This is a genomic window from Sphingopyxis sp. GC21, assembly GCF_025727575.1.
GTDB classification, from domain to species: Bacteria; Pseudomonadota; Alphaproteobacteria; order Sphingomonadales; family Sphingomonadaceae; genus Sphingopyxis; species Sphingopyxis terrae_A.
Genome location: NZ_CP095845.1, coordinates 3,116,917 through 3,133,774, shown reverse-complemented (window position 1 = coordinate 3,133,774; position 16,858 = coordinate 3,116,917). Strand labels below are relative to the sequence as shown.

The 16,858-nt window shown below is 67.3% G+C and carries 19 protein-coding genes; 10 read left to right on the top strand and 9 right to left on the bottom strand.

Going from position 1 to position 16,858, the window contains the following annotated elements:
* Position 1 precedes the first annotated feature (1 nt).
* Positions 2 to 850, bottom strand: a complete 849-nt coding sequence (locus tag MU856_RS15220) for a class I SAM-dependent methyltransferase (RefSeq protein ID WP_062903089.1) — start codon at positions 848 to 850, stop codon at positions 2 to 4.
* A gap of 172 nt (positions 851 to 1,022) precedes the next feature.
* On the opposite strand from MU856_RS15220, the gene MU856_RS15215 reads away from it, so the two are divergent.
* Positions 1,023 to 2,102, top strand: a complete 1,080-nt coding sequence (locus MU856_RS15215) for a GNAT family N-acetyltransferase (protein ID WP_238929764.1) — start codon at positions 1,023 to 1,025, stop codon at positions 2,100 to 2,102.
* Entirely contained in the window at positions 2,099 to 2,944 is an 846-nt protein-coding gene (locus MU856_RS15210) for a hypothetical protein (protein WP_062901570.1), read from the top strand. Before MU856_RS15215 ends, MU856_RS15210 begins: the two co-directional genes overlap by 4 nt.
* Positions 2,945 to 3,043: 99 nt before the next feature.
* Here the strand turns inward: MU856_RS15210 and MU856_RS15205 are convergent, their stop codons facing one another.
* On the bottom strand, positions 3,044 to 3,376 hold the full coding sequence (locus tag MU856_RS15205) for a hypothetical protein (RefSeq protein WP_062901571.1): 333 nt from the start codon (positions 3,374 to 3,376) through the stop codon (positions 3,044 to 3,046).
* Positions 3,377 to 3,460: 84 nt separating this feature from the next.
* Between MU856_RS15205 and MU856_RS15200 the strand changes: the two genes are divergently transcribed.
* Together MU856_RS15200 and MU856_RS15195 are read left to right on the top strand one after the other, a co-directional pair.
* Positions 3,461 to 4,387 (top strand): LysR family transcriptional regulator, encoded by a 927-nt coding sequence (locus MU856_RS15200; protein WP_003041844.1) that lies wholly within the window; start codon positions 3,461 to 3,463, stop codon positions 4,385 to 4,387.
* A 111-nt stretch (positions 4,388 to 4,498) separates the two neighbouring features.
* A complete protein-coding gene (locus MU856_RS15195; protein WP_062901573.1) occupies positions 4,499 to 5,266 on the top strand; it encodes a sulfite exporter TauE/SafE family protein in 768 nt (255 codons plus the stop codon).
* Positions 5,267 to 5,294: 28 nt separating this feature from the next.
* Here MU856_RS15195 and trmB read toward each other — a convergent pair whose 3' ends face one another.
* Genes trmB through MU856_RS15165 form a run of 6 tightly spaced genes read right to left on the bottom strand, consistent with a single transcriptional unit; the run spans position 5,295 to position 10,728 of the window.
* Complete coding sequence (gene trmB / locus MU856_RS15190; RefSeq protein ID WP_062903090.1) at positions 5,295 to 6,020, bottom strand: tRNA (guanine(46)-N(7))-methyltransferase TrmB; 726 nt, start codon at positions 6,018 to 6,020, stop codon at positions 5,295 to 5,297.
* Positions 6,021 to 6,070: 50 nt separating this feature from the next.
* On the bottom strand, positions 6,071 to 7,297 hold the full coding sequence (gene metK / locus MU856_RS15185) for a methionine adenosyltransferase (protein WP_186401608.1): 1,227 nt from the start codon (positions 7,295 to 7,297) through the stop codon (positions 6,071 to 6,073).
* Between the two features lie 50 nt (positions 7,298 to 7,347).
* A complete protein-coding gene (gene lnt / locus MU856_RS15180; RefSeq protein ID WP_263587838.1) occupies positions 7,348 to 9,015 on the bottom strand; it encodes an apolipoprotein N-acyltransferase in 1,668 nt (555 codons plus the stop codon).
* Positions 9,016 to 9,054: 39 nt separating this feature from the next.
* Positions 9,055 to 9,429, bottom strand: a complete 375-nt coding sequence (locus tag MU856_RS15175) for a DUF2141 domain-containing protein (protein ID WP_238929765.1) — start codon at positions 9,427 to 9,429, stop codon at positions 9,055 to 9,057.
* On the bottom strand, positions 9,410 to 10,198 hold the full coding sequence (locus MU856_RS15170) for a sterol desaturase family protein (protein WP_062901575.1): 789 nt from the start codon (positions 10,196 to 10,198) through the stop codon (positions 9,410 to 9,412). Before MU856_RS15170 ends, MU856_RS15175 begins: the two co-directional genes overlap by 20 nt.
* The gene (locus MU856_RS15165; RefSeq protein WP_062901576.1) at positions 10,195 to 10,728 is read right to left on the bottom strand and encodes a GNAT family N-acetyltransferase; all 534 of its coding nucleotides are present in this window, start codon (positions 10,726 to 10,728) and stop codon (positions 10,195 to 10,197) included. Before MU856_RS15165 ends, MU856_RS15170 begins: the two co-directional genes overlap by 4 nt.
* Before the next feature lie 45 nt (positions 10,729 to 10,773).
* On the opposite strand from MU856_RS15165, the gene crtY reads away from it, so the two are divergent.
* Genes crtY through MU856_RS15135 form a run of 6 tightly spaced genes read left to right on the top strand, consistent with a single transcriptional unit; the run spans position 10,774 to position 16,039 of the window.
* A complete protein-coding gene (crtY, locus tag MU856_RS15160) occupies positions 10,774 to 11,931 on the top strand; it encodes a lycopene beta-cyclase CrtY (RefSeq protein WP_062901577.1) in 1,158 nt (385 codons plus the stop codon).
* On the top strand, positions 11,928 to 13,400 hold the full coding sequence (locus tag MU856_RS15155) for a phytoene desaturase (RefSeq protein WP_062901578.1): 1,473 nt from the start codon (positions 11,928 to 11,930) through the stop codon (positions 13,398 to 13,400). Before crtY ends, MU856_RS15155 begins: the two co-directional genes overlap by 4 nt.
* Positions 13,400 to 13,981 (top strand): TIGR00730 family Rossman fold protein, encoded by a 582-nt coding sequence (locus MU856_RS15150; RefSeq protein WP_003041684.1) that lies wholly within the window; start codon positions 13,400 to 13,402, stop codon positions 13,979 to 13,981. The genes MU856_RS15155 and MU856_RS15150 overlap by 1 nt, the downstream gene beginning before the upstream one ends.
* On the top strand, positions 13,981 to 14,952 hold the full coding sequence (locus MU856_RS15145) for a phytoene/squalene synthase family protein (RefSeq protein WP_062901579.1): 972 nt from the start codon (positions 13,981 to 13,983) through the stop codon (positions 14,950 to 14,952). The genes MU856_RS15150 and MU856_RS15145 overlap by 1 nt, the downstream gene beginning before the upstream one ends.
* On the top strand, positions 14,949 to 15,521 hold the full coding sequence (gene pnuC / locus MU856_RS15140; RefSeq protein WP_263587837.1) for a nicotinamide riboside transporter PnuC: 573 nt from the start codon (positions 14,949 to 14,951) through the stop codon (positions 15,519 to 15,521). The genes MU856_RS15145 and pnuC overlap by 4 nt, the downstream gene beginning before the upstream one ends.
* Entirely contained in the window at positions 15,518 to 16,039 is a 522-nt protein-coding gene (locus MU856_RS15135; RefSeq protein WP_062903093.1) for an AAA family ATPase, read from the top strand. Before pnuC ends, MU856_RS15135 begins: the two co-directional genes overlap by 4 nt.
* A 63-nt stretch (positions 16,040 to 16,102) precedes the next feature.
* Here MU856_RS15135 and MU856_RS15130 read toward each other — a convergent pair whose 3' ends face one another.
* Positions 16,103 to 16,804 (bottom strand): DUF4136 domain-containing protein, encoded by a 702-nt coding sequence (locus MU856_RS15130; RefSeq protein WP_082813247.1) that lies wholly within the window; start codon positions 16,802 to 16,804, stop codon positions 16,103 to 16,105.
* Between the last annotated feature and the right edge of the window lie 54 nt (positions 16,805 to 16,858).

Below are 16,858 nucleotides of genomic sequence, written 5' to 3'. Positions count from 1 at the left end.
CTCAGGCGGCGGTCACCAGCCAGGCGCGCGCGCCGAGGCGAACCCCCGCTTCGGGATCATGATGCTCGCCATAGACGCGCTCCAGATCGGCGCGCGCCACTGCCATCACATCGGCGCCCGCCTCGCTCAGCACGCGCGCAGCGGACATCGATCCGAGCGCAAAGTCGGCGGCCTCCGCCGGGGTGCGCCCCGGCCCGCCGATCGCCTGATCGCCGCGCCAGTCGTCGATGTCGACCCGGGCAAAGCCGGCATCGGCGAGCAGGCCGCGCAGATAATCGATATCCTCGAAGGCGAAGGGCCCCGGGGCGCGCGGCGTCGCGGGCGGTACGTCGACGTGCGCGCGGATCACCGCCATCACCGCCATCATCCAGACATTGTCGCGCGGCGGTCCCCAGACGGCGAGGTCGAAGCGCGCGCCGGGCACGAGCTGCGTTCGCAAGTGGCGAAAGGCGGCGGCGGGATCGGTGAAAAACATGCTGCCGAAACGCGAGACAAGCCGGTCATAAGGTGCTGCCGGCAGCACCGCGCTCGCCGCATCGCCGCAGAAAAAGCGCAGCGCCGGAAGATCGGCGCCGGCCCGCGCGCGCGCCGCGACGATCAGGTCGGGCGAGATGTCGAGCCCGAGCACTGCTCCCCGCGGTCCGACGCGCGCCGCGATCGCGCGGCTCGTCGCGCCGCCCCCGCACCCCAGATCGACGATGCGCTCGCCCGCCGCGATCGCTGCGCGATCGAGCAGCGCGGTGCCGATCGGTTCCAGCATCGCTTCGAAATGGTCGACATTGCGCAACCAGCGCTGCCCCATTTCGCCGGACCAGTCGTCCGCGAACACCGATGTCTTGTCGCCCGTCATCGCCGCCTCCCGTCGCATCGCTCGCGCCTGCCTCCCGCAAGCCCCGTGCGGCGTCAAGCGATGATCCGCGCCGCGCAGACATTTATTAGCCTTTCCGCGCTATTCGCGCAGGCGAGAGGGGCAGAATTTGCTGCATGCGCATTTCTTCAGGCGCGCAGACCGACACGCGCAAATGGCGCCGCCGCATTCGGCGCGCGCGATCGATCTTGCGCGCTGGGACGGCAGCGCCTGGCTGGCCGAAGAATGGCGCGCGCTCGAACCCCATGCCCGCTGGCCGACCCAGAGTCACGCCTTCGCCGCCGCGCTGACCCCGTTGATCGAAGGCCAGCGCCGCAAGCTGCTCGGACTGCGCGCCGGCCGCACGATTTCGGCGCTCCTGCCGCTGTGCCGCGACGCGGGCGCGATCGGCCGCTGGCGCATCGCGGGATCGCGCGAACTGTTCGAGCCGGGCGATCTTCTTGCGGCGCGGCCCGATGATGCCGCCCCGATCGCGGGCGCGCTCGCGCGGTTGCACCAGCCGCTCTCCTTCGACCGGATTTCCGCCGACTCGCCGCTGCTTCCGGCGCTGCGCCGCGCGATGCACGGGCGCGGCCTGCTGTCGGTGCGCCCGGCGATGCCCTGTCCGCTGATCGTGCTCGACGTGAGCTGGCGCGATCCCGAAAGCCACTTCAATTCGGGCCGCCGGTCCGATTTCCGGCGCGCGGCCCGGCGCGCCGAGGCCCTGGGGCCGGTCACGTACGAGACGCTGGCGCCGGGCCTGGAGGATTTCGACGCGCTGTTCGACGAAGCGATCGGGGTCGAGGCGAAGAGCTGGAAGCTGGAGGCGGGCAGCGCGATCGCGGTTGACCGCCGCCGCGAGACATTCTTCCGCCGCTTTTTTCGCGATGCCGCCGCCGAGGGCCGGTTCCGGCTGTCCTTCATGCGGATCTGCGGCAATGCGGTGGCGATGCAATTGGCGCTGGTCAGCGACGATCGATACTGGCTGTTCAAGATTGGCCACGACGACCGCTTCGGCAAATGCTCGCCGGGGACGCTGCTGATGCTCCACACGCTGCGCTGGGCGGCGGGCGAGGGCCTGCGCAGCTACGAACTGCTCGGCGAGGCCGAGGGCTGGATCACCCGCTTCTGGACGCAGGAACAGCGCGCGTGCGTGCGCGTGCGCACCTATCCGGCAAGCGTGTCGGGGGCGCTGGCGCTCGCCGCCGACGGCGCCCATTGGGTGTGGCAACGCCTGGTCCGGCGCAGCACATGAAGGATAGGCCGCTCTGGCGCTGGCTGCGCGCGCGGCGCTATGCACTGCCGCAGCAGGCGGGCAGCTGGCTGCCGGTTCCCGACGCCGCGGCGGGCGCACGGGTCGCCCGGCGGCTGTCGCGCGGCGGTATCGCGGTGACGATCGGCTATTTTCAGGGCGATGCCGATGACGCCGACGCCATCGTGGCTGCTTACGGCCGGATCGCCGCCACTCCGCTGCCGCCGGGAAGCTATTTGTCGGTCAAGGCGCCGCCGCTGGGCTTTTGTCCGCGGCGGCTGCGCCGGATTGCCGAGGTGGGCGCGGCCGCGGGGCTGCCGGTGCTGCTTGATGCCCATGCCCCCGCCGATGCCGACGCGACATTGGATGCGCTTGCCGCCCTGCTGCCCGACTTTCCGGACAGCGGCATCGCCTTGCCCGCGCGCTGGCGGCGCAGCGCCGCCGATGCCGCGCGCCTGTCCGGGACATCGGCGCGTATCCGAGTGGTGAAGGGCGAATGGGCCGATCCGCTTTGCGATGCGGCGGATAGCGATGCCGCCTATCGGACGCTGATCGACGCTCTCGCCGGGCGCGCGGCGCCCGTAGCGGTGGCGACGCACAAGCCTGCGCTGGCTGCTGCCGCGCTCGACCGATTGCTTGCGGCGGGAACCCCGTGCGAGCTTGAACAATTGCGCGGGCTGCCCGGGCGCCGCGCGCTGGCCGCGGCGCGGATGCGCGGGGTCGGCACGCGCCTCTACGTCCCGCTCGGTCCCGGCTGGTGGCCCTATGCGATCAACAAGGCGCTTGCGCGGCCGCATCTGCCCTTATGGTATCTGCGCGACCGGATCGGGCTTGCTGATCGCTGAAACAAAATGGGGCGGCCCGTTTCGGTGCCGCCCCAGTTGTGCGTCCGTCCGGGGAGAGGGAGAGAGGACGGACCGGAGATGGTGTCGTGGCTTATTCGATCAGCGCGATGCAACCTGGCTGTCGGTCGCTTCATCGACGCCGGCAACCTTGAGCGCGGCGCGGAACTGCTTGGCGGCGGCGCGTTCGTTGCCCGCTTCGCACAGCTTCTTGCCGGTGGCGACGAAGCGCTTCGCGCTGGCCTGCTTGCCACCCTGGGCGCTGTCGGCGGCGGTGTTCGCCTGGTCGGCAAGGCCGGTGCAGCGATAATCGGCGCTGCCCTGCGCATAGGCCGGCGAGGTCGAAGCGATCAGGCCGCCGAAGGCGAGCGCCGAACCGGCGACGATCGCGAAAGCGGTGGGAAAGCGGCGAAAAGAGGAGAGCTGATTGGTCATGGGAGAGGTTTCCTTTCGTTTCGTTGTGCAACCTTTTTAGGCGCGCTTGCGCACTTAGATAATCCTCTATAATCTGCAAGTGCCTTGAAGCAGGATTTAACAATCCCCCATGGGGCGCTCGACGGGATCGAAGCTTTCCTGCGTGTCGCGGAAAGGCGGAGCTTTTCCGCCGCGGCAGCCGATCTGGGCGTATCTCCCTCGGCGATCAGCCAGACGATCAAGACGCTGGAAGCGCGCGTCGGCGCGCCTTTGTTCATGCGGACGACGCGTAGCGTCGGGCTGACGCAGGCGGGCGAAATGTTCCTCGAACGCGCCGCGCCTGCCTTTGCCGGGCTGGCTGACGCCTATGAAGCGGCGCGCAACCTGGGCAACCGTCCGGCAGGGCGGCTGCGCATCAACCTGATGCGCGGCGCGGTGCAGCCGATGTTCGAGCCGATCATCGCGGGCTTCGTCGACGCCTATCCTGAGATCGAGCTGGAAATTTATGCCGACGACGCGCTCGCCGACCTGAGCGCCGGGGGCTTCGACGCCGGCGTCCGGATGGGTGAATCGCTCGATGCCGATGTGATCGCTATTCGCCTCACCGGCCCGTTTCGCTTCGTCGCGGCCGCTTCGCCTGCCTATCTCGACCGCTTTGGGCGTCCCGAAAGGCCCGAAGATCTGAAAGATCATCGCTGCATCCGCTTCCGCCTGGCGACGGGGGCGCTGATGCCGTGGACCTTTGCGCAGGGGAACCGCGAATTCGAGGTCGGGGTGACCGGGCCGGTGATCGTCAACGACTGGATCGCCGCGCTGGTCGCGATGCGTACCGGCGTCGCGATCGGGATGATGGCCGAGCCGATGGCGAAGAAGATGGTCGAGACGGGCGAGCTCGAACTGGTGCTCACCGACTATGCCGACGCGACCAGCGGGCTGTTCCTCTATTACCCCAGCCGCAAGCAGGTGATGCCCAAGCTGCGCGCCTTCATCGACTATGTCCGCGAATATCTGCCCGACCAGATAGGCGCCTGATCGGCTGCTGGCCGCACAAATAATATTCTTTGCCGCACGCAGAAAATTTATGCTGGTCAAGCTGCGCAAATCGCGGCAGCTAGTTCTCAACTAAAAAAGTTGGGAAGAATCATGCTCGATCTGTCGACCTTCGATTTCGCGGCGCTGTTGCCCTTCATCCTGATCGGCTTCGCCGCGCAGCTCGTCGACGGCGCGCTCGGCATGGCGTTCGGGGTGATCTGCAACACCTTGCTCGTCGCCGTGATGGGCGTGCCGCCCGCCACTGCATCGGCGCGCATCCATGTCGTCGAGGTATTCACGACCGCAGTGTCGGGGATCAGCCATCTGTTCCACCGCAATATCGAATGGGGCCTCTTCTTCCGCCTGCTCATCCCGGGCCTGATCGGCGGGGTGTCCGGCGCCTATCTGCTGACCTCGATCGACGGTGCGATCGTCAAGCCCATCGTCCTCGCCTATCTCGTCGCCGTCGGCGTGTGGCTGCTGATCCGCGGGCTGCTCTATCCGCCGAAAATTCGCAAGCCGACGGTGATTGCGCCGCTCGGCCTCGTCGGCGGCTTCCTCGATGCGGCGGGCGGGGGCGGCTGGGGGCCTGTCGTGACCTCCAACCTGCTCGTCCAGGGCGCCGAACCGCGCAAGGTGATCGGCACGGTCAACAGCGTCGAATTTTTCCTGACGCTCGCGGTGTCGGCAACCTTCATCTGGCACCTCGGCCTCGATGATGTCGCAGGCGCGACGCTCGGCCTGCTGATCGGCGGCGTCTGCGCCGCCCCGATCGGCGCCTTCATGGCCAAGCGCATCGCCCCCAAGCTGATGCTCGTACTCGTCGGCATCGTCCTGACCGCGACGAGCTGCTTCGGACTATATCGCGCGTTGATGTAAGAGGGCCGCCGGCAATCGACCGGACGATCTAGATGCGCCGATAGCGAAAATACCAGACCTCGTGCCCCTGCGCGCGCGCCTTGGCTTCGTAGCGGGTTTCGGGCCAGCCGCCGGGGCGCACCAGAAAATCCTGTGCGCTTTGCGCCAGCCATTCGAACTGGTGGCGGTGGCGCCGCATCACCATCAGCGCGTGGGCAAGGTAGACCGGATGGTCGGTGCCGAAGCGAAATTCGCCGCCGGGTTTCAGCTTGGCGGCGATCAGGTCGAGCGGGCCGTCGTTCATCATCCGCCGTTTGGCATGGCGCGCCTTGGGCCACGGGTCGGGGTGAAGCAGATAGGCGAAGCTCAGCGCCCCGTCGGGGATGCGGCGCAGCACCTCGAGCGCGTCACCATGGTGGATACGGACATTGGCGAGCGGCAGGCTCCGGCCATGGTCGCCCGACACATGCACCAGCGCCTGCGCGACGCCGTTGAGGAAGGGTTCGGCGCCGATGAAGCCGTGGTCAGGCAACATGTCGGCGCGCCCCGCCATATGCTCGCCGCCGCCGAAACCGATCTCGAAGTGCAGCGGACGCCCGGCTCCTTCGGCGTCGCCGAACAGCAATGACGCGGTGACCGGCCCTTCGGCCGGAACCGCGATCTGCGGCAGTAGCGTGTCGATCAGATCCTGTTGCCCCGCGCGCAGGGCTTTGCCCTTCGCGCGCCCGTAAAGGCGGTTGAGCGTTGTCGGATCGCCGGATTTATAAGCCGTCATGCCGCGCGCGTTAGCCGCCTCGGGCCGAGGCGGCAAGCGCCGCGGCGGCATCAGCCAGCGAACGCAGCTTTCAGCTTGTCGGTGAGGTCGGTGCGTTCCCACGGGAAGGCATCGCCCGACGCCTGGCGACCGAAATGGCCATAGGCGGCGGTCTGGCGATAGATCGGCTTGTTGAGGCCGAGGTGGGTGCGGATGCCCTTCGGCGTCAGGCGGACGAGCTGCGGCAGTAGCTGTTCGAGCGCGGCCTCGGTCACGCCCTCCGCCGCGGTGCCGTGCAGATCGACATAGACCGACAGCGGCTCGGCGACGCCGATCGCGTAGCTAAGCTGGATCGTGCAGCGGCGGGCAAGGCCCGCGGCGACGATATTCTTGGCGAGGTAGCGCGTGACATAGGCCGCCGAACGGTCAACCTTGGTCGGATCCTTGCCGCTGAACGCGCCGCCACCGTGCGGGCTTGCGCCGCCATAGGTGTCGACAATGATCTTGCGGCCGGTCAGGCCGGCATCGCCGTCTGGGCCGCCGATCTCGAAACGTCCCGTCGGGTTGATGTGATAGACGGTGTTCGCGGTCAGCAATTCGGCCGGCAGCACGTCGGCGATCACGCCGAGCACATATTTGCGCAGTTCCTGATATTTCGCCTCGTCGCCTTCGCCGCCGTGGAAGAAATAGCCCGGCGCATGCTGCGTCGAAACGACGATCGCGGTCGCCTCGACCGGGCGTTCGTTGGCATAGCGGAGCGTGACCTGGCTCTTCGCATCGGGTTCGAGGAAGGGGGCGATGCCCGCCTTGCGGTCGGCCGCCATGCGTTCGAGAATCTTGTGTGCATAGTCGAGCGTCGCGGGCATCAGGTCGGGGGTTTCGTCGGACGCATAGCCGAACATGATTCCCTGGTCGCCCGCGCCTTCGTCCTTGTCGGCGCTTTCGTCGACGCCCTGCGCGATATGCGCCGACTGGCCGTGCAGATTATTTTCGAAGCGGAACTGGTTCCAGTGGAAGCCGGCCTGTTCATAGCCGATGTCCTTGACCGTGTTCCGGACGGTCGCTTCGATCTCGTCGAGCGCGCCCGGCGCCCATTCACCGTCTTCGAACACGCCCTTGCAGCGGATCTCACCCGCCAGCACGACGAGCTGCGTCGTCGTCAGCGTTTCGCACGCAACACGCGCTTCGGGGTCTTTCGCCAGGAACAGGTCGACGATCGAATCGCTGATCTGATCGGCCACCTTGTCGGGATGTCCTTCGGACACGCTTTCGGAGGTGAAGAGGAAGCTGTTGCGCATGGGGAGCCTTTTGGAATCGAATATAAAGGAAACTTTATGTCGCGCCGCTGTTAGCGCCCGCGCCGCCGAAAGGCAATGGCGAGTGCGAGCAGCAGCAGGGCAAAGCCGACGGGCAGCATGTTGCCATAACGCGCGAACAGGGTCGGTGCATGCGCCTTTGGAATGATGGTGTCGATGCGGCCGGCGGCGTGCATCGGCAGCGCTTCGACGATCCGGCCGTCGGCGTCGATCACCGCGCTGATCCCCGTCGGCGTTGCGCGGATCACCGGCAGCCCTTCCTCGATCGCGCGCAGCCGCGCCTGCGCCAGATGCTGCGGCGGACCCCAGGTACCGAACCAGGCATCGTTCGACGGATTGAAGATGAAATCGGGGCGGTGGGCGCGGTCGACGACCTGGGCCGAAAAGATGATCTCGTAACAGATTTGCAGTCCCGCCTTGCCGAAGGCGCCAAGGTCGAGCGTATGAGGTCCGGGGCCGGGCCAGAAATCGAGATCGCCGGGGGCGAGGCGCGACAGGCCGATCGCCGAAAGCAGCGGCCGCATCGGCAGATATTCGCCATAGGGCACCAGATGCGCCTTGTCATACCGCGGGCCGAGCGTCCCATCGGCATGGACCGTCATCACAGCGTTGCGCGCGCCCACGGCCTGCCCCGTGCGGTCGAACTCCAGCTTGAGCGCGCCGAGCAGCATCAGATCGCCGGGGTTCATCAGCGCGGTCAACCGTCCGCGTGCCTCAGCGGGCGAGCGGTCGTAATAGACCGCGGGATAGCCGGTTTCGAGATAGTCGGGAATCGCCGCCTCAGGCCACAGGATCAGGCGCGGCGCGTCGGATTTGGGCGCGGTCAGCCGCGCGAGCTTGGCGAAATTGGCGTCGGCCTTGCTGCCCTCCCATTTGTCCTGCTGCCCGACATTGGGCTGGACGACGGTGATTAGGGTACGTGGGGGCGCACCAGGGACCTTGCCGTTGATCGCGACGGCGACGCTCGAACTCGCAATACCGGCAATGGCGGCTGCGGTGATCAGCACCGGGCCCGCCGCAACGAGCGCGGCCGCTTTCCATCGCCGCGCGGAAGCCAGCAGCAGCCCTCCAGCTATTAGCAGGATCAGGGCACCCAGCCCATAGGTCCCGATCCAGATCGAGGCCGAGGCAAAGGGGCCGGAGGCGATTGCGCCGAGCGGATTCCACGCAAAACCGGTGAACGCCCAGCTTCGCAGCCATTCGGTGAGCGTCCAGAGCGCAGCGAAGCCGAGGATGAAGGAGAGCGTCGCCCCCGCGAAGGCGGGGGCCGGAATCGGGCTTAGGCCATCGGCGCTGGACAAGCCGCCAGCGGCCCCCGCCTTCGCGGGGGCGACTCGCGTGGATACCAGCCACGCCCCCCACGCTGCGAGCGCCGGATAGATCGCCAGATAGAGCGCGAGCAACACCACCGCGATCCACCCCAGCCACGCGGGCATTGCCGCCTGATAGGTAAAGGCGGTCGCAATCCAGTTGAGGCCTAGCGCGAAATGGCCGACCCCGAAGCCCCAGCCGATCCCGAAGGCGCGCGTGCCCCGCGGACTCCGCGCGACGAGCAGCATCCACCCGGCGAGCGCAAGCAGCGTCAGCGGCCAGAGATTCAGCGGCGCAAAACCGGTTGCGGAAATCAGACCGAGCAACAGCGCGAGCCCTTTGGGCCAGCGGTCGGCGATCGAAGCGATGCGGGTGGGGAGGCCGGTCACGCGCGCTGCTTTAGCGGGCGGCCGCGCAGCCCACAATCGTCACAGCATATATTTCATCTTGATCGACTGGCGCATGTCGCCAGTGACGGCAAAGCTCGCCGATTTGAACTTCGGCGGCCCCATGCGGATCGCCGGGTCGCGCGAAAAGCCGAAGCCTTCCTTGGGCAGGAACAGCGCCATGTCCATCTTGTTGTTGCCATTCTCGTCATGGACCACCGCGATGGCATAGGTTCCGGCGACGACTCCGCGGATTTTGAAATCGCCGGCGTCGGCCGCCTTTACCGCCATCCGCACCGACGCCTTGTCCTTGCTGCAGTCGGGAAAGGCCTTTGGGCTGGCGGTCAGGCAGACAAGAATCTGTCCCTTGACGTTGCGCAGGCCGGTAATGCTGACTTCAAGCGTCGGGCCGGGCATCGGAGCGTGAGGCGGCGCGGTCGCCGCGACCGGCAGCGGCACGAGCGCCGCCAAAGCTGCCCAGCCCGATATCGGTGCCGCATGCCTTATCCCAGAAGCGGAAGTAAAGACCATAATTCCCCCGATAGGCAGCGTGATGCTGCTCATGGTGCGTCGCGGTTATCAGCCAGCGCCCTGCTGGTCCATGAACGAGTGCGCGCGGGAACATCTCCCACCCCATATGATTGCCGACCCCCATCAGCGTCATGATCGCGAGCACGAGACCCAGCACCGCGACATGGACAGGAACGACAAAGACCAGCGCCGGAATGACGATCGCGCCGGTGATAGCTTCCCAGGGGTGAAAGCTCATCGCCGCCCATGCGGTCGGCGGCCGGCTCTGGTGATGCACGGCATGCGCGATGCGGAACAGTCGCGGCTGGTGCATCCAGCGATGCGTCCAATAGAACCATGTGTCGTGAAGAAGCAGATAGACGAAGAGGCTGACCGGCAGATACCAGAGGGGAAAGGCGTGGACGTCGGTGTAGATGCCCGTCCAGCCTCGCGCCTGCCATCCCCAGGCGACGATGCCCGCCGGAATGCCGTAAATCGCTGCGCTGGCAAGGCTCCAGCCGATTTCGCGCCGCATCTGCGTCTCGAGCCCGCGATAGAGACCGGGATGCTTGAGCCGCGTTGCGAGCGCAAATCCTCCGCTGCTCAGCAGATAGCGTCCGCCGACGATCAAGGTCATCGCAAGCGCCGACAGCGCGATGGCGAGCGCGGCGCTCATGCGGGCGCGCTCGCGGTGCCGTCGCCGAGAGGGCGCTGCATATAGACGGTGTCGAGCCAGCGCCCATGCTTCCAGCCCATGCCGGCGAGGCGCCCCGCATGGACAAAACCCGCCGCCGTATGGAGCGCGATCGAGGCAGGCTCGGCGCCGCCGATCACCGCGACCATCGTGCGGAAGCCCGATGCTTCGGCGGCGTCGAGCAGCGCGGCGAGCAAGGACCGGCCGACCCCGCGTCCCTGCTGCGTCGGGGCCACGTAAATGCTGTCCTCGCACGCCCAGGCATAGGCGGCGCGCGGGCGGAACTGGCTGGCATAGGCATAGCCCACGATCCCGCCGTCGGCCGCCTCGGCGACCAGAAAGGGCCAGCCCTTTGCGCGATGCTCCGAAATCAGCGCCGCGGTGGCGAGCGTGCTGCGCGGCTCGGTGTCGTAGCTGGCGGTTCCGTGCGCGACATGGTGCGCGTAGATTGCGGCGATGGCCTTGGCATCGTCGGGGGTCGCGGAGCGGATGACGGGAACTAGCGCTGCCATGCGAAAGCGATAGCCGCTCGCCGCCAGCCTCGCTAGGGCTGCTGGATGAACGGCGCCGATTCCGACTCTTGCGACATTGCCATCGTCGGCGGCGGGCTCGCCGGCGGGCTGGCAATGCTTGCGCTGGCGCGGCGGCGCCCCGATCTCGACGTGCGGCTGATCGAGCCAGGGCCGGTCGGCGGCAATCATCTCTGGTCCTTTTTCGACGGCGACGTCGCGGCGCGCGACCGCTGGCTGATCGAGCCGCTGATCGCGCATCGCTGGAGCGGCTATGACGTTGCCTTTCCCGCCTATCGCCGGGCGATTGCCATGCCCTACAACAGCATCGACAGCGAAACGCTGGCGGAGGCGGTCGCCGCGCTGTTGCCGCCCGAACGGCTGATCGCGAAGGCGGCGACGCGGCTCGCGCCGCAATCGGTGCTGCTGGAGGGCGGCGACCGGCTCGCCGCGCGCCACGTCATCGACGCGCGCGGGATCGGCGACCTCACGGGGGTCGATTGCGGCTGGCAGAAATTCGTCGGGCAGGCTCTGCGCGTCGCGGGTGGACACGGCCTCGCTCAGCCCGTGGTGATGGATGCGACGGTCGATCAGATTGGCGGTTATCGCTTTGTCTACTGTCTGCCTTTCGATGCCGAGACCGTCTTCGTCGAGGACACCTATTATGGCGACGATGCCGACCTTGACGTCGGCGCGGTTCGCGCGCGGATCGCCGATTATGCGGCGGCGCGCGGGTGGACGGTCAGTGCAGTCGCGCGCGAGGAAACCGGATGGCTGCCCGTCGTCATGGCGGGCGATTTCGACGCGATCTGGCCGCGGGACGACGCCGTGGCGCGTATTGGCGTGCGCGCGGGTCGCTTTCACGCCACGACCGGCTATTCGCTGCCCGACGCGGTGCGCGCCGCGGCGGCGCTTCCCGCGCTCGTCGATCGCGCCGATCTGGGCGCGCGGCTGCGCGCCGATGCGGCGACCGCGTGGCGGCGTCAGCGCTTTTACCGCATGCTCGGCGCAATGCTGTTCCGCGCTGCGGAACCGGCCGAGCGCTATTGCATCTTCCAGCGCTTCTATCGCCTGTCGCCGGCACTGATCGCGCGCTTCTACGCCAGCGCGTCGAGCGGTGCCGACCGGCTGCGGCTCTTGTCGGGCCGCCCGCCGGTGCCTATCGGACGGGCGATCAGGGCAATCGGGAGTTTCGACTGGCTATGACGCGAAGGGCCATCGTTATCGGTGCGGGGTTCGGCGGGCTTGCGCTCGCGATCCGGCTCCAGTCGGCGGGCATCGCGACCACGGTCGTCGAAGCGCGCGACAAGCCCGGCGGGCGCGCCTATCATTGGAAGCGCGAAGGGTTCACGTTCGACGCGGGGCCGACCGTCATCACCGACCCGCCCTGCCTCAATGAACTCTGGGCGCTCAGTGGTCAGGACATGGCGGCCGACGTCGATCTTGTGCCCGTTACCCCCTTTTACCGGCTGAACTGGCCCGACGGCACCAACTTCGACTATTCGAACGACGAGGCGGCGCTGCGCGCCGAAATCGCGAAGCTCGATCCCGCCGATATCGCGGGATACGAGCGTTTTCTCGATTATTCGCGCGGGGTTTATGAAGAAGGCTATGTGAAGCTCGGCTCGGTCGCCTTCCTCGATTTCGCCGCAATGCTACGCGCGGCGCCTGCGCTCGCGAAATATCAGGCATGGCGCAGCGTCTATTCGATCGTATCCTCTTATGTGAGGGACGAACGGCTGCGGCAGGCGCTTTCGTTCCACACGCTGCTCGTCGGCGGCAATCCGATGACGACCAGCAGCATCTATGCGCTGATCCACACGATCGAAAAGGACGGCGGCGTGTGGTTCGCGCGCGGCGGCACCAACGCGCTGGTCGCGGCGATGGTGCGATTGTTCGAGCGGCTGGGCGGGGTGCTGCGGCTGGGCGATCCGGTGGCGCGGATCGAAACGCAGGGCGATCGCGCGACCGGGGTGGTGACCGCCGGCGGCTGGCAGGGTGCTGCCGATATGGTCGCGTGCAACGGCGACCTGATGCACAGCTACAGAGATCTTCTCGACCATTCGCGTGGGGCAAAGGTCGCCAAAAGCCTGGCGCGCAAGCGCTGGTCGCCATCGCTCTTCGTCATCCATTTCGGCGCGAAGGGCGACTATCCGGACGTCGCGCACCACAGCATCCTCTTCGGCCCGCGCTACAAGGGGCTGCTCGACGACATCTATGGCGGGAGGGTGCCCGACGATTTCTCGCTCTACCTCCATCATCCCAGCATCACCGATCCCGGCATGGCGCCGCCCGGCCATTCGACCTTCTACGCACTCGCCCCGGTCGCGCATCTCGGCAAGGCGAAGGCCGACTGGGACGGCGATTTCGGCGCGCGTTTCGCGGAGGCGATCCTCGAAGAGGTCGAGCGCCGCGTCGCGCCCGGACTCCGCGCCAATCTTGTCACGCGCTTTCACTATACGCCCGCCGATTTCGGCCGCGATCTGTCGGCGCATCTTGGCAGCGCCTTCAGCCTCGAACCCGTGCTATGGCAGAGCGCGTGGTTTCGCGCCCATAATCGCGACGATATGATTTCGAACCTTTACTTCGTCGGCGCCGGGACGCATCCGGGCGCCGGTATTCCAGGTGTCGTCGGCAGCGCGAAGGCGACCGCCCAATTGATGTTGGAAGAATGATGAAACGCATTGCCGTCTATTGCGGGTCCGCAACCCCCGAAGACCCAATCTATATGGAAACCGCGCGCCACGTCGGCCGGACGCTGGCGAGCCGCGGAATCGGGGTCGTCTATGGCGGGGGCCGGCTCGGGCTGATGGGTGCGGTCGCCGACAGCGCCCTGGAAGCGGGCGGCGAGGTGATCGGGGTGATCCCGGATGCGCTCGTTGGGACCGAGGTCGCGCATCGCGGCTGCACCGAACTGCACGTCGTTTCGGGAATGCACGAACGCAAGAAGATGTTCACCGACCTGTCGGACGGCTTTCTGACCATCCCCGGCGGCGTCGGGACGATGGACGAATTGTGGGAAGCGATCAGCTGGGCGCAACTCGGCTATCATGCCAAGCCGGTCGGGCTACTCAACGCGGCGGGTTTCTATAACGATCTGATCGCCTTCAATCGCCGGATGATCGACGTCGGCTTCATCCGGCCCGCGCACGCCGGGATCATGATTGTCGATGCGGGAATCGACGAACTGCTCGACAAGATGGCCGCTTACCAGCCGCACGAGCCGATCTTCGCGATGAAGGCCGACGATCTGTAATGACCGCGGCCGGGGGCTATGATGCGGCGGCCCTGCACCGCTTTGCGCACGACAGCATCGCGCGCGGGTCGAAAAGCTTTGCGCTCGCCAGCCGGCTGTTCGACCGGCGGACACGCGAACGGGTGCTGCTGCTCTATGCCTGGTGCCGCGCCGCCGACGATCTGACCGACGGGCAGGATCATGGCGGCACCATGCGCGCGGGGCACGACGCGGTGGCGGCGGTCGCGCGCATCCGCGACCTGACCGATCGCGCCTTTGCCGGCGATCCGACCGGCGACCCCGCCTTCGACGCGCTCGGCCTGCTGCTGACCGAGGTCGCGATCCCGCGCGCGGTGATCGACGACATCGTCGCAGGCTTCGAACTCGACGCCGCCGACTGGCGCCCGCGCAGCGAGGCCGATCTGTTGCGCTATTGCTATCATGTCGCGGGCGCGGTGGGCGTCGCGATGGCGCTCGTCATGGGGGTCGATCCGACGGACGAAACGACGCTCGACCGTGCGTCCGACCTCGGCATAGCTTTCCAGCTCGCCAATATCGCGCGCGACATTGCCGAAGATGCGGCGGCCGACCGCTGCTATCTGCCGGTCGACTGGCTGGTCGAGCTGGATATTCCGCCGGGTCAGCATATGCATCCCGCCTTTCGTCCGCGTCTTGCCGTAATGGCGAAATGGCTCGCGGAAATGGCCGGAGAATATGAAGCGTCGGCGCGCTGGGGGGCGCGCAAGCTGCCGCCGCGCAGCCGCTGGGCGGTGCTTGCGGCCGCGGGCATCTATGGCGACATCGCGCGGGCGGTGCGGCGCCGCGGCGATCATGCGTGGGACCATCGCACCGCGACGACGCGCGCCGCGAAATTCGGCTGGGTGGCGCGCGCCGGCTGGTCGGTGCTGCGCCGCCCGCCGCTGCGGCGGATCGCCCGCGACGGGCTGTGGACCCGCCCGCGGATCGCCGGCGGCGCGGAGACGGCGCAGTGAGCCAGCTCGAGTGGCTGGCCGCCGCGCTCGTCCTGATCAACGTTGCGCTGGTCGCGATGCGCAAGGTGTGGAACTATCCTTTCGCGCTCGCTGCCGTCACCCTCTATGCTTTCGTCTTCTTCGAAGCGAAGCTGTACAGCGACATGCTGCTCCAGGGATTTTTCTTCGTCCTCAATCTTTACGGCTGGCTCAGCTGGGTTCGCGCGCGCGACGACAGCGGCGTGCCCGTCGGATGGATGCCCGGCCGCGATCGCTGGCGATGGGGCGCGGTCGTTGGGGTGGCTTGGGTTGCGTGGAGCTCGGCGATGCACCGCTACACCGACGCCGCGGCGCCGTGGATCGACGGCGGCATCGCGATGCTCAGCATCGCGGCGCAATGGCTGCTCGCGCGGCGCCGGGTCGAAAGCTGGTGGCTGTGGATTCTCGTCGATCTGGTCGCGGTGCCGCTGTTCGCGTGGCGCGGCCTTTATGCGACCAGCGCGGTCTATGTCGTCCTGCTGGGACTGTCGATCGACGGGCTGATCCAGTGGCGCCGCGCCGCCGCCGCGCCCGCAGCGATGCCGGCATGACGCGCCATATCGGCCTCCACGGCGCCGAATCGACCGGCAAGTCGAAGCTGGCGCCGCGTCTTGCTGCGCGTCTGGGCGGCGTGGTCATCCCCGAATATGGTCGCACCTATTGCGAGGCGAACGGCACCGATCTCGATGCCGCCGATCTGCTCGCCATCTTTCACGGCCATGTCGCCGCGACGAAGCTTGCCCTCGCGCAAGCCCCGGCGTGGGTGATCTCGGACACCGATCCGCTGATGACGCAGGCGTGGGCGATCATGCTGCTCGGCCGGCGCCTGCCCGAAATCGACGCCTGGAGTGATGTCGCCGACTTCTACCTCGTCCCCGCGCTCGACCTGCCGTGGCGCGAGGACGGCACGCGGCTGTTCGGAAGCGACCTTGCACGGCGGCAGTTCATGGATGTCGCGATCGCTGAACTCGACCGCCGCCGCCTGCCCTGGGCCTGGGTCGAAGGCGATGGCGACGCCCGCCTCGAAAGCGCTCTCGCCGCGATCGCGGCGGCGGGGCTTGATCGATAACCCGCGCACGAAAAAGCCCGCCTTCGGCCTGAAGGCGGGCTTTTACAAAACCACCTTTGGCGGTTACTTCTTTTCGGGCGGCGCCACGGTGATGCGCACCCGTTCGCCCGAATTGCCGGGGAAGTTGGTGAACATCGCCTCGACAAGATTGGGAACGATCTGCGTCAGGTCATTATCGCGTGACTGCGCCTGTGCATGGCCTTCGAACAATCGATAGCCGTCGGCGGCGCGGCTGATCTGCAGATTGAGGTCGCTGGTGTAGACGGTGAAGCTTTCGACGTCATTATAGCCCCAGCTCGGGCCGAAGCCGCCCCACATGAAGGGGTCGCGCCAGCCGTAAATATAGCGGCGCCCGCGGGGGCCGCGCACGATCACGGGCGGCGAATAGAAGCCGCGGCCGTAATAGCCGCCGTACCAGGGATTGCCGAAGCCGGGCGAGGAGACGACGCGTTCGCGCCCCTTGTCGATGCCATAATCCATGCGCACGACCATGTCGGCCTTTTCGCCGGGGGCGGCGGGACGATAGCCATAGCGCGTCAGTTCACCCGCGACGAGCGTCGCATATTGATTGAACTCGATCCCGCCCTGCAGCGCCGGGTCATTCGCCTCGATCGCGAAGCTCTGCCCCTGCGGTGCGGGAAGCTGGGTCTGGAAGCGCGCGACATCGGCGCGGAAGGGCGTGGCGGCACAGCCGGCCATCACCAGCGCCGCGCCCGTCATGGCGGCGAGTCCCAGACGCCGAAAGATTGTCTTGCTCATCATCATGCTCCGTGATTCGGTGCGCGCACAGCACACACCGTTTATAGCATGACTACGCCG

Coding starts and splice junctions, on each gene's coding strand:
- MU856_RS15145 (WP_062901579.1), top strand. CDS start 13,981: ATGACCGCGGCCGGGGGCTATGATGCGGCGGCCCTGCACCGCTTTGCG.
- MU856_RS15135 (WP_062903093.1), top strand. CDS start 15,518: ATGACGCGCCATATCGGCCTCCACGGCGCCGAATCGACCGGCAAGTCG.
- MU856_RS15170 (WP_062901575.1), bottom strand. CDS start 10,198: ATGAGCGCCGCGCTCGCCATCGCGCTGTCGGCGCTTGCGATGACCTTG.
- MU856_RS15165 (WP_062901576.1), bottom strand. CDS start 10,728: ATGGCAGCGCTAGTTCCCGTCATCCGCTCCGCGACCCCCGACGATGCC.
- crtY (WP_062901577.1), top strand. CDS start 10,774: ATGAACGGCGCCGATTCCGACTCTTGCGACATTGCCATCGTCGGCGGC.
- trmB (WP_062903090.1), bottom strand. CDS start 6,020: ATGACGGCTTATAAATCCGGCGATCCGACAACGCTCAACCGCCTTTAC.
- MU856_RS15210 (WP_062901570.1), top strand. CDS start 2,099: ATGAAGGATAGGCCGCTCTGGCGCTGGCTGCGCGCGCGGCGCTATGCA.
- MU856_RS15220 (WP_062903089.1), bottom strand. CDS start 850: ATGACGGGCGACAAGACATCGGTGTTCGCGGACGACTGGTCCGGCGAA.
- MU856_RS15130 (WP_082813247.1), bottom strand. CDS start 16,804: ATGATGATGAGCAAGACAATCTTTCGGCGTCTGGGACTCGCCGCCATG.
- MU856_RS15155 (WP_062901578.1), top strand. CDS start 11,928: ATGACGCGAAGGGCCATCGTTATCGGTGCGGGGTTCGGCGGGCTTGCG.
- MU856_RS15175 (WP_238929765.1), bottom strand. CDS start 9,429: ATGCCCGGCCCGACGCTTGAAGTCAGCATTACCGGCCTGCGCAACGTC.
- MU856_RS15205 (WP_062901571.1), bottom strand. CDS start 3,376: ATGACCAATCAGCTCTCCTCTTTTCGCCGCTTTCCCACCGCTTTCGCG.
- MU856_RS15150 (WP_003041684.1), top strand. CDS start 13,400: ATGAAACGCATTGCCGTCTATTGCGGGTCCGCAACCCCCGAAGACCCA.
- MU856_RS15215 (WP_238929764.1), top strand. CDS start 1,023: ATGGCGCCGCCGCATTCGGCGCGCGCGATCGATCTTGCGCGCTGGGAC.
- metK (WP_186401608.1), bottom strand. CDS start 7,297: ATGCGCAACAGCTTCCTCTTCACCTCCGAAAGCGTGTCCGAAGGACAT.
- MU856_RS15195 (WP_062901573.1), top strand. CDS start 4,499: ATGCTCGATCTGTCGACCTTCGATTTCGCGGCGCTGTTGCCCTTCATC.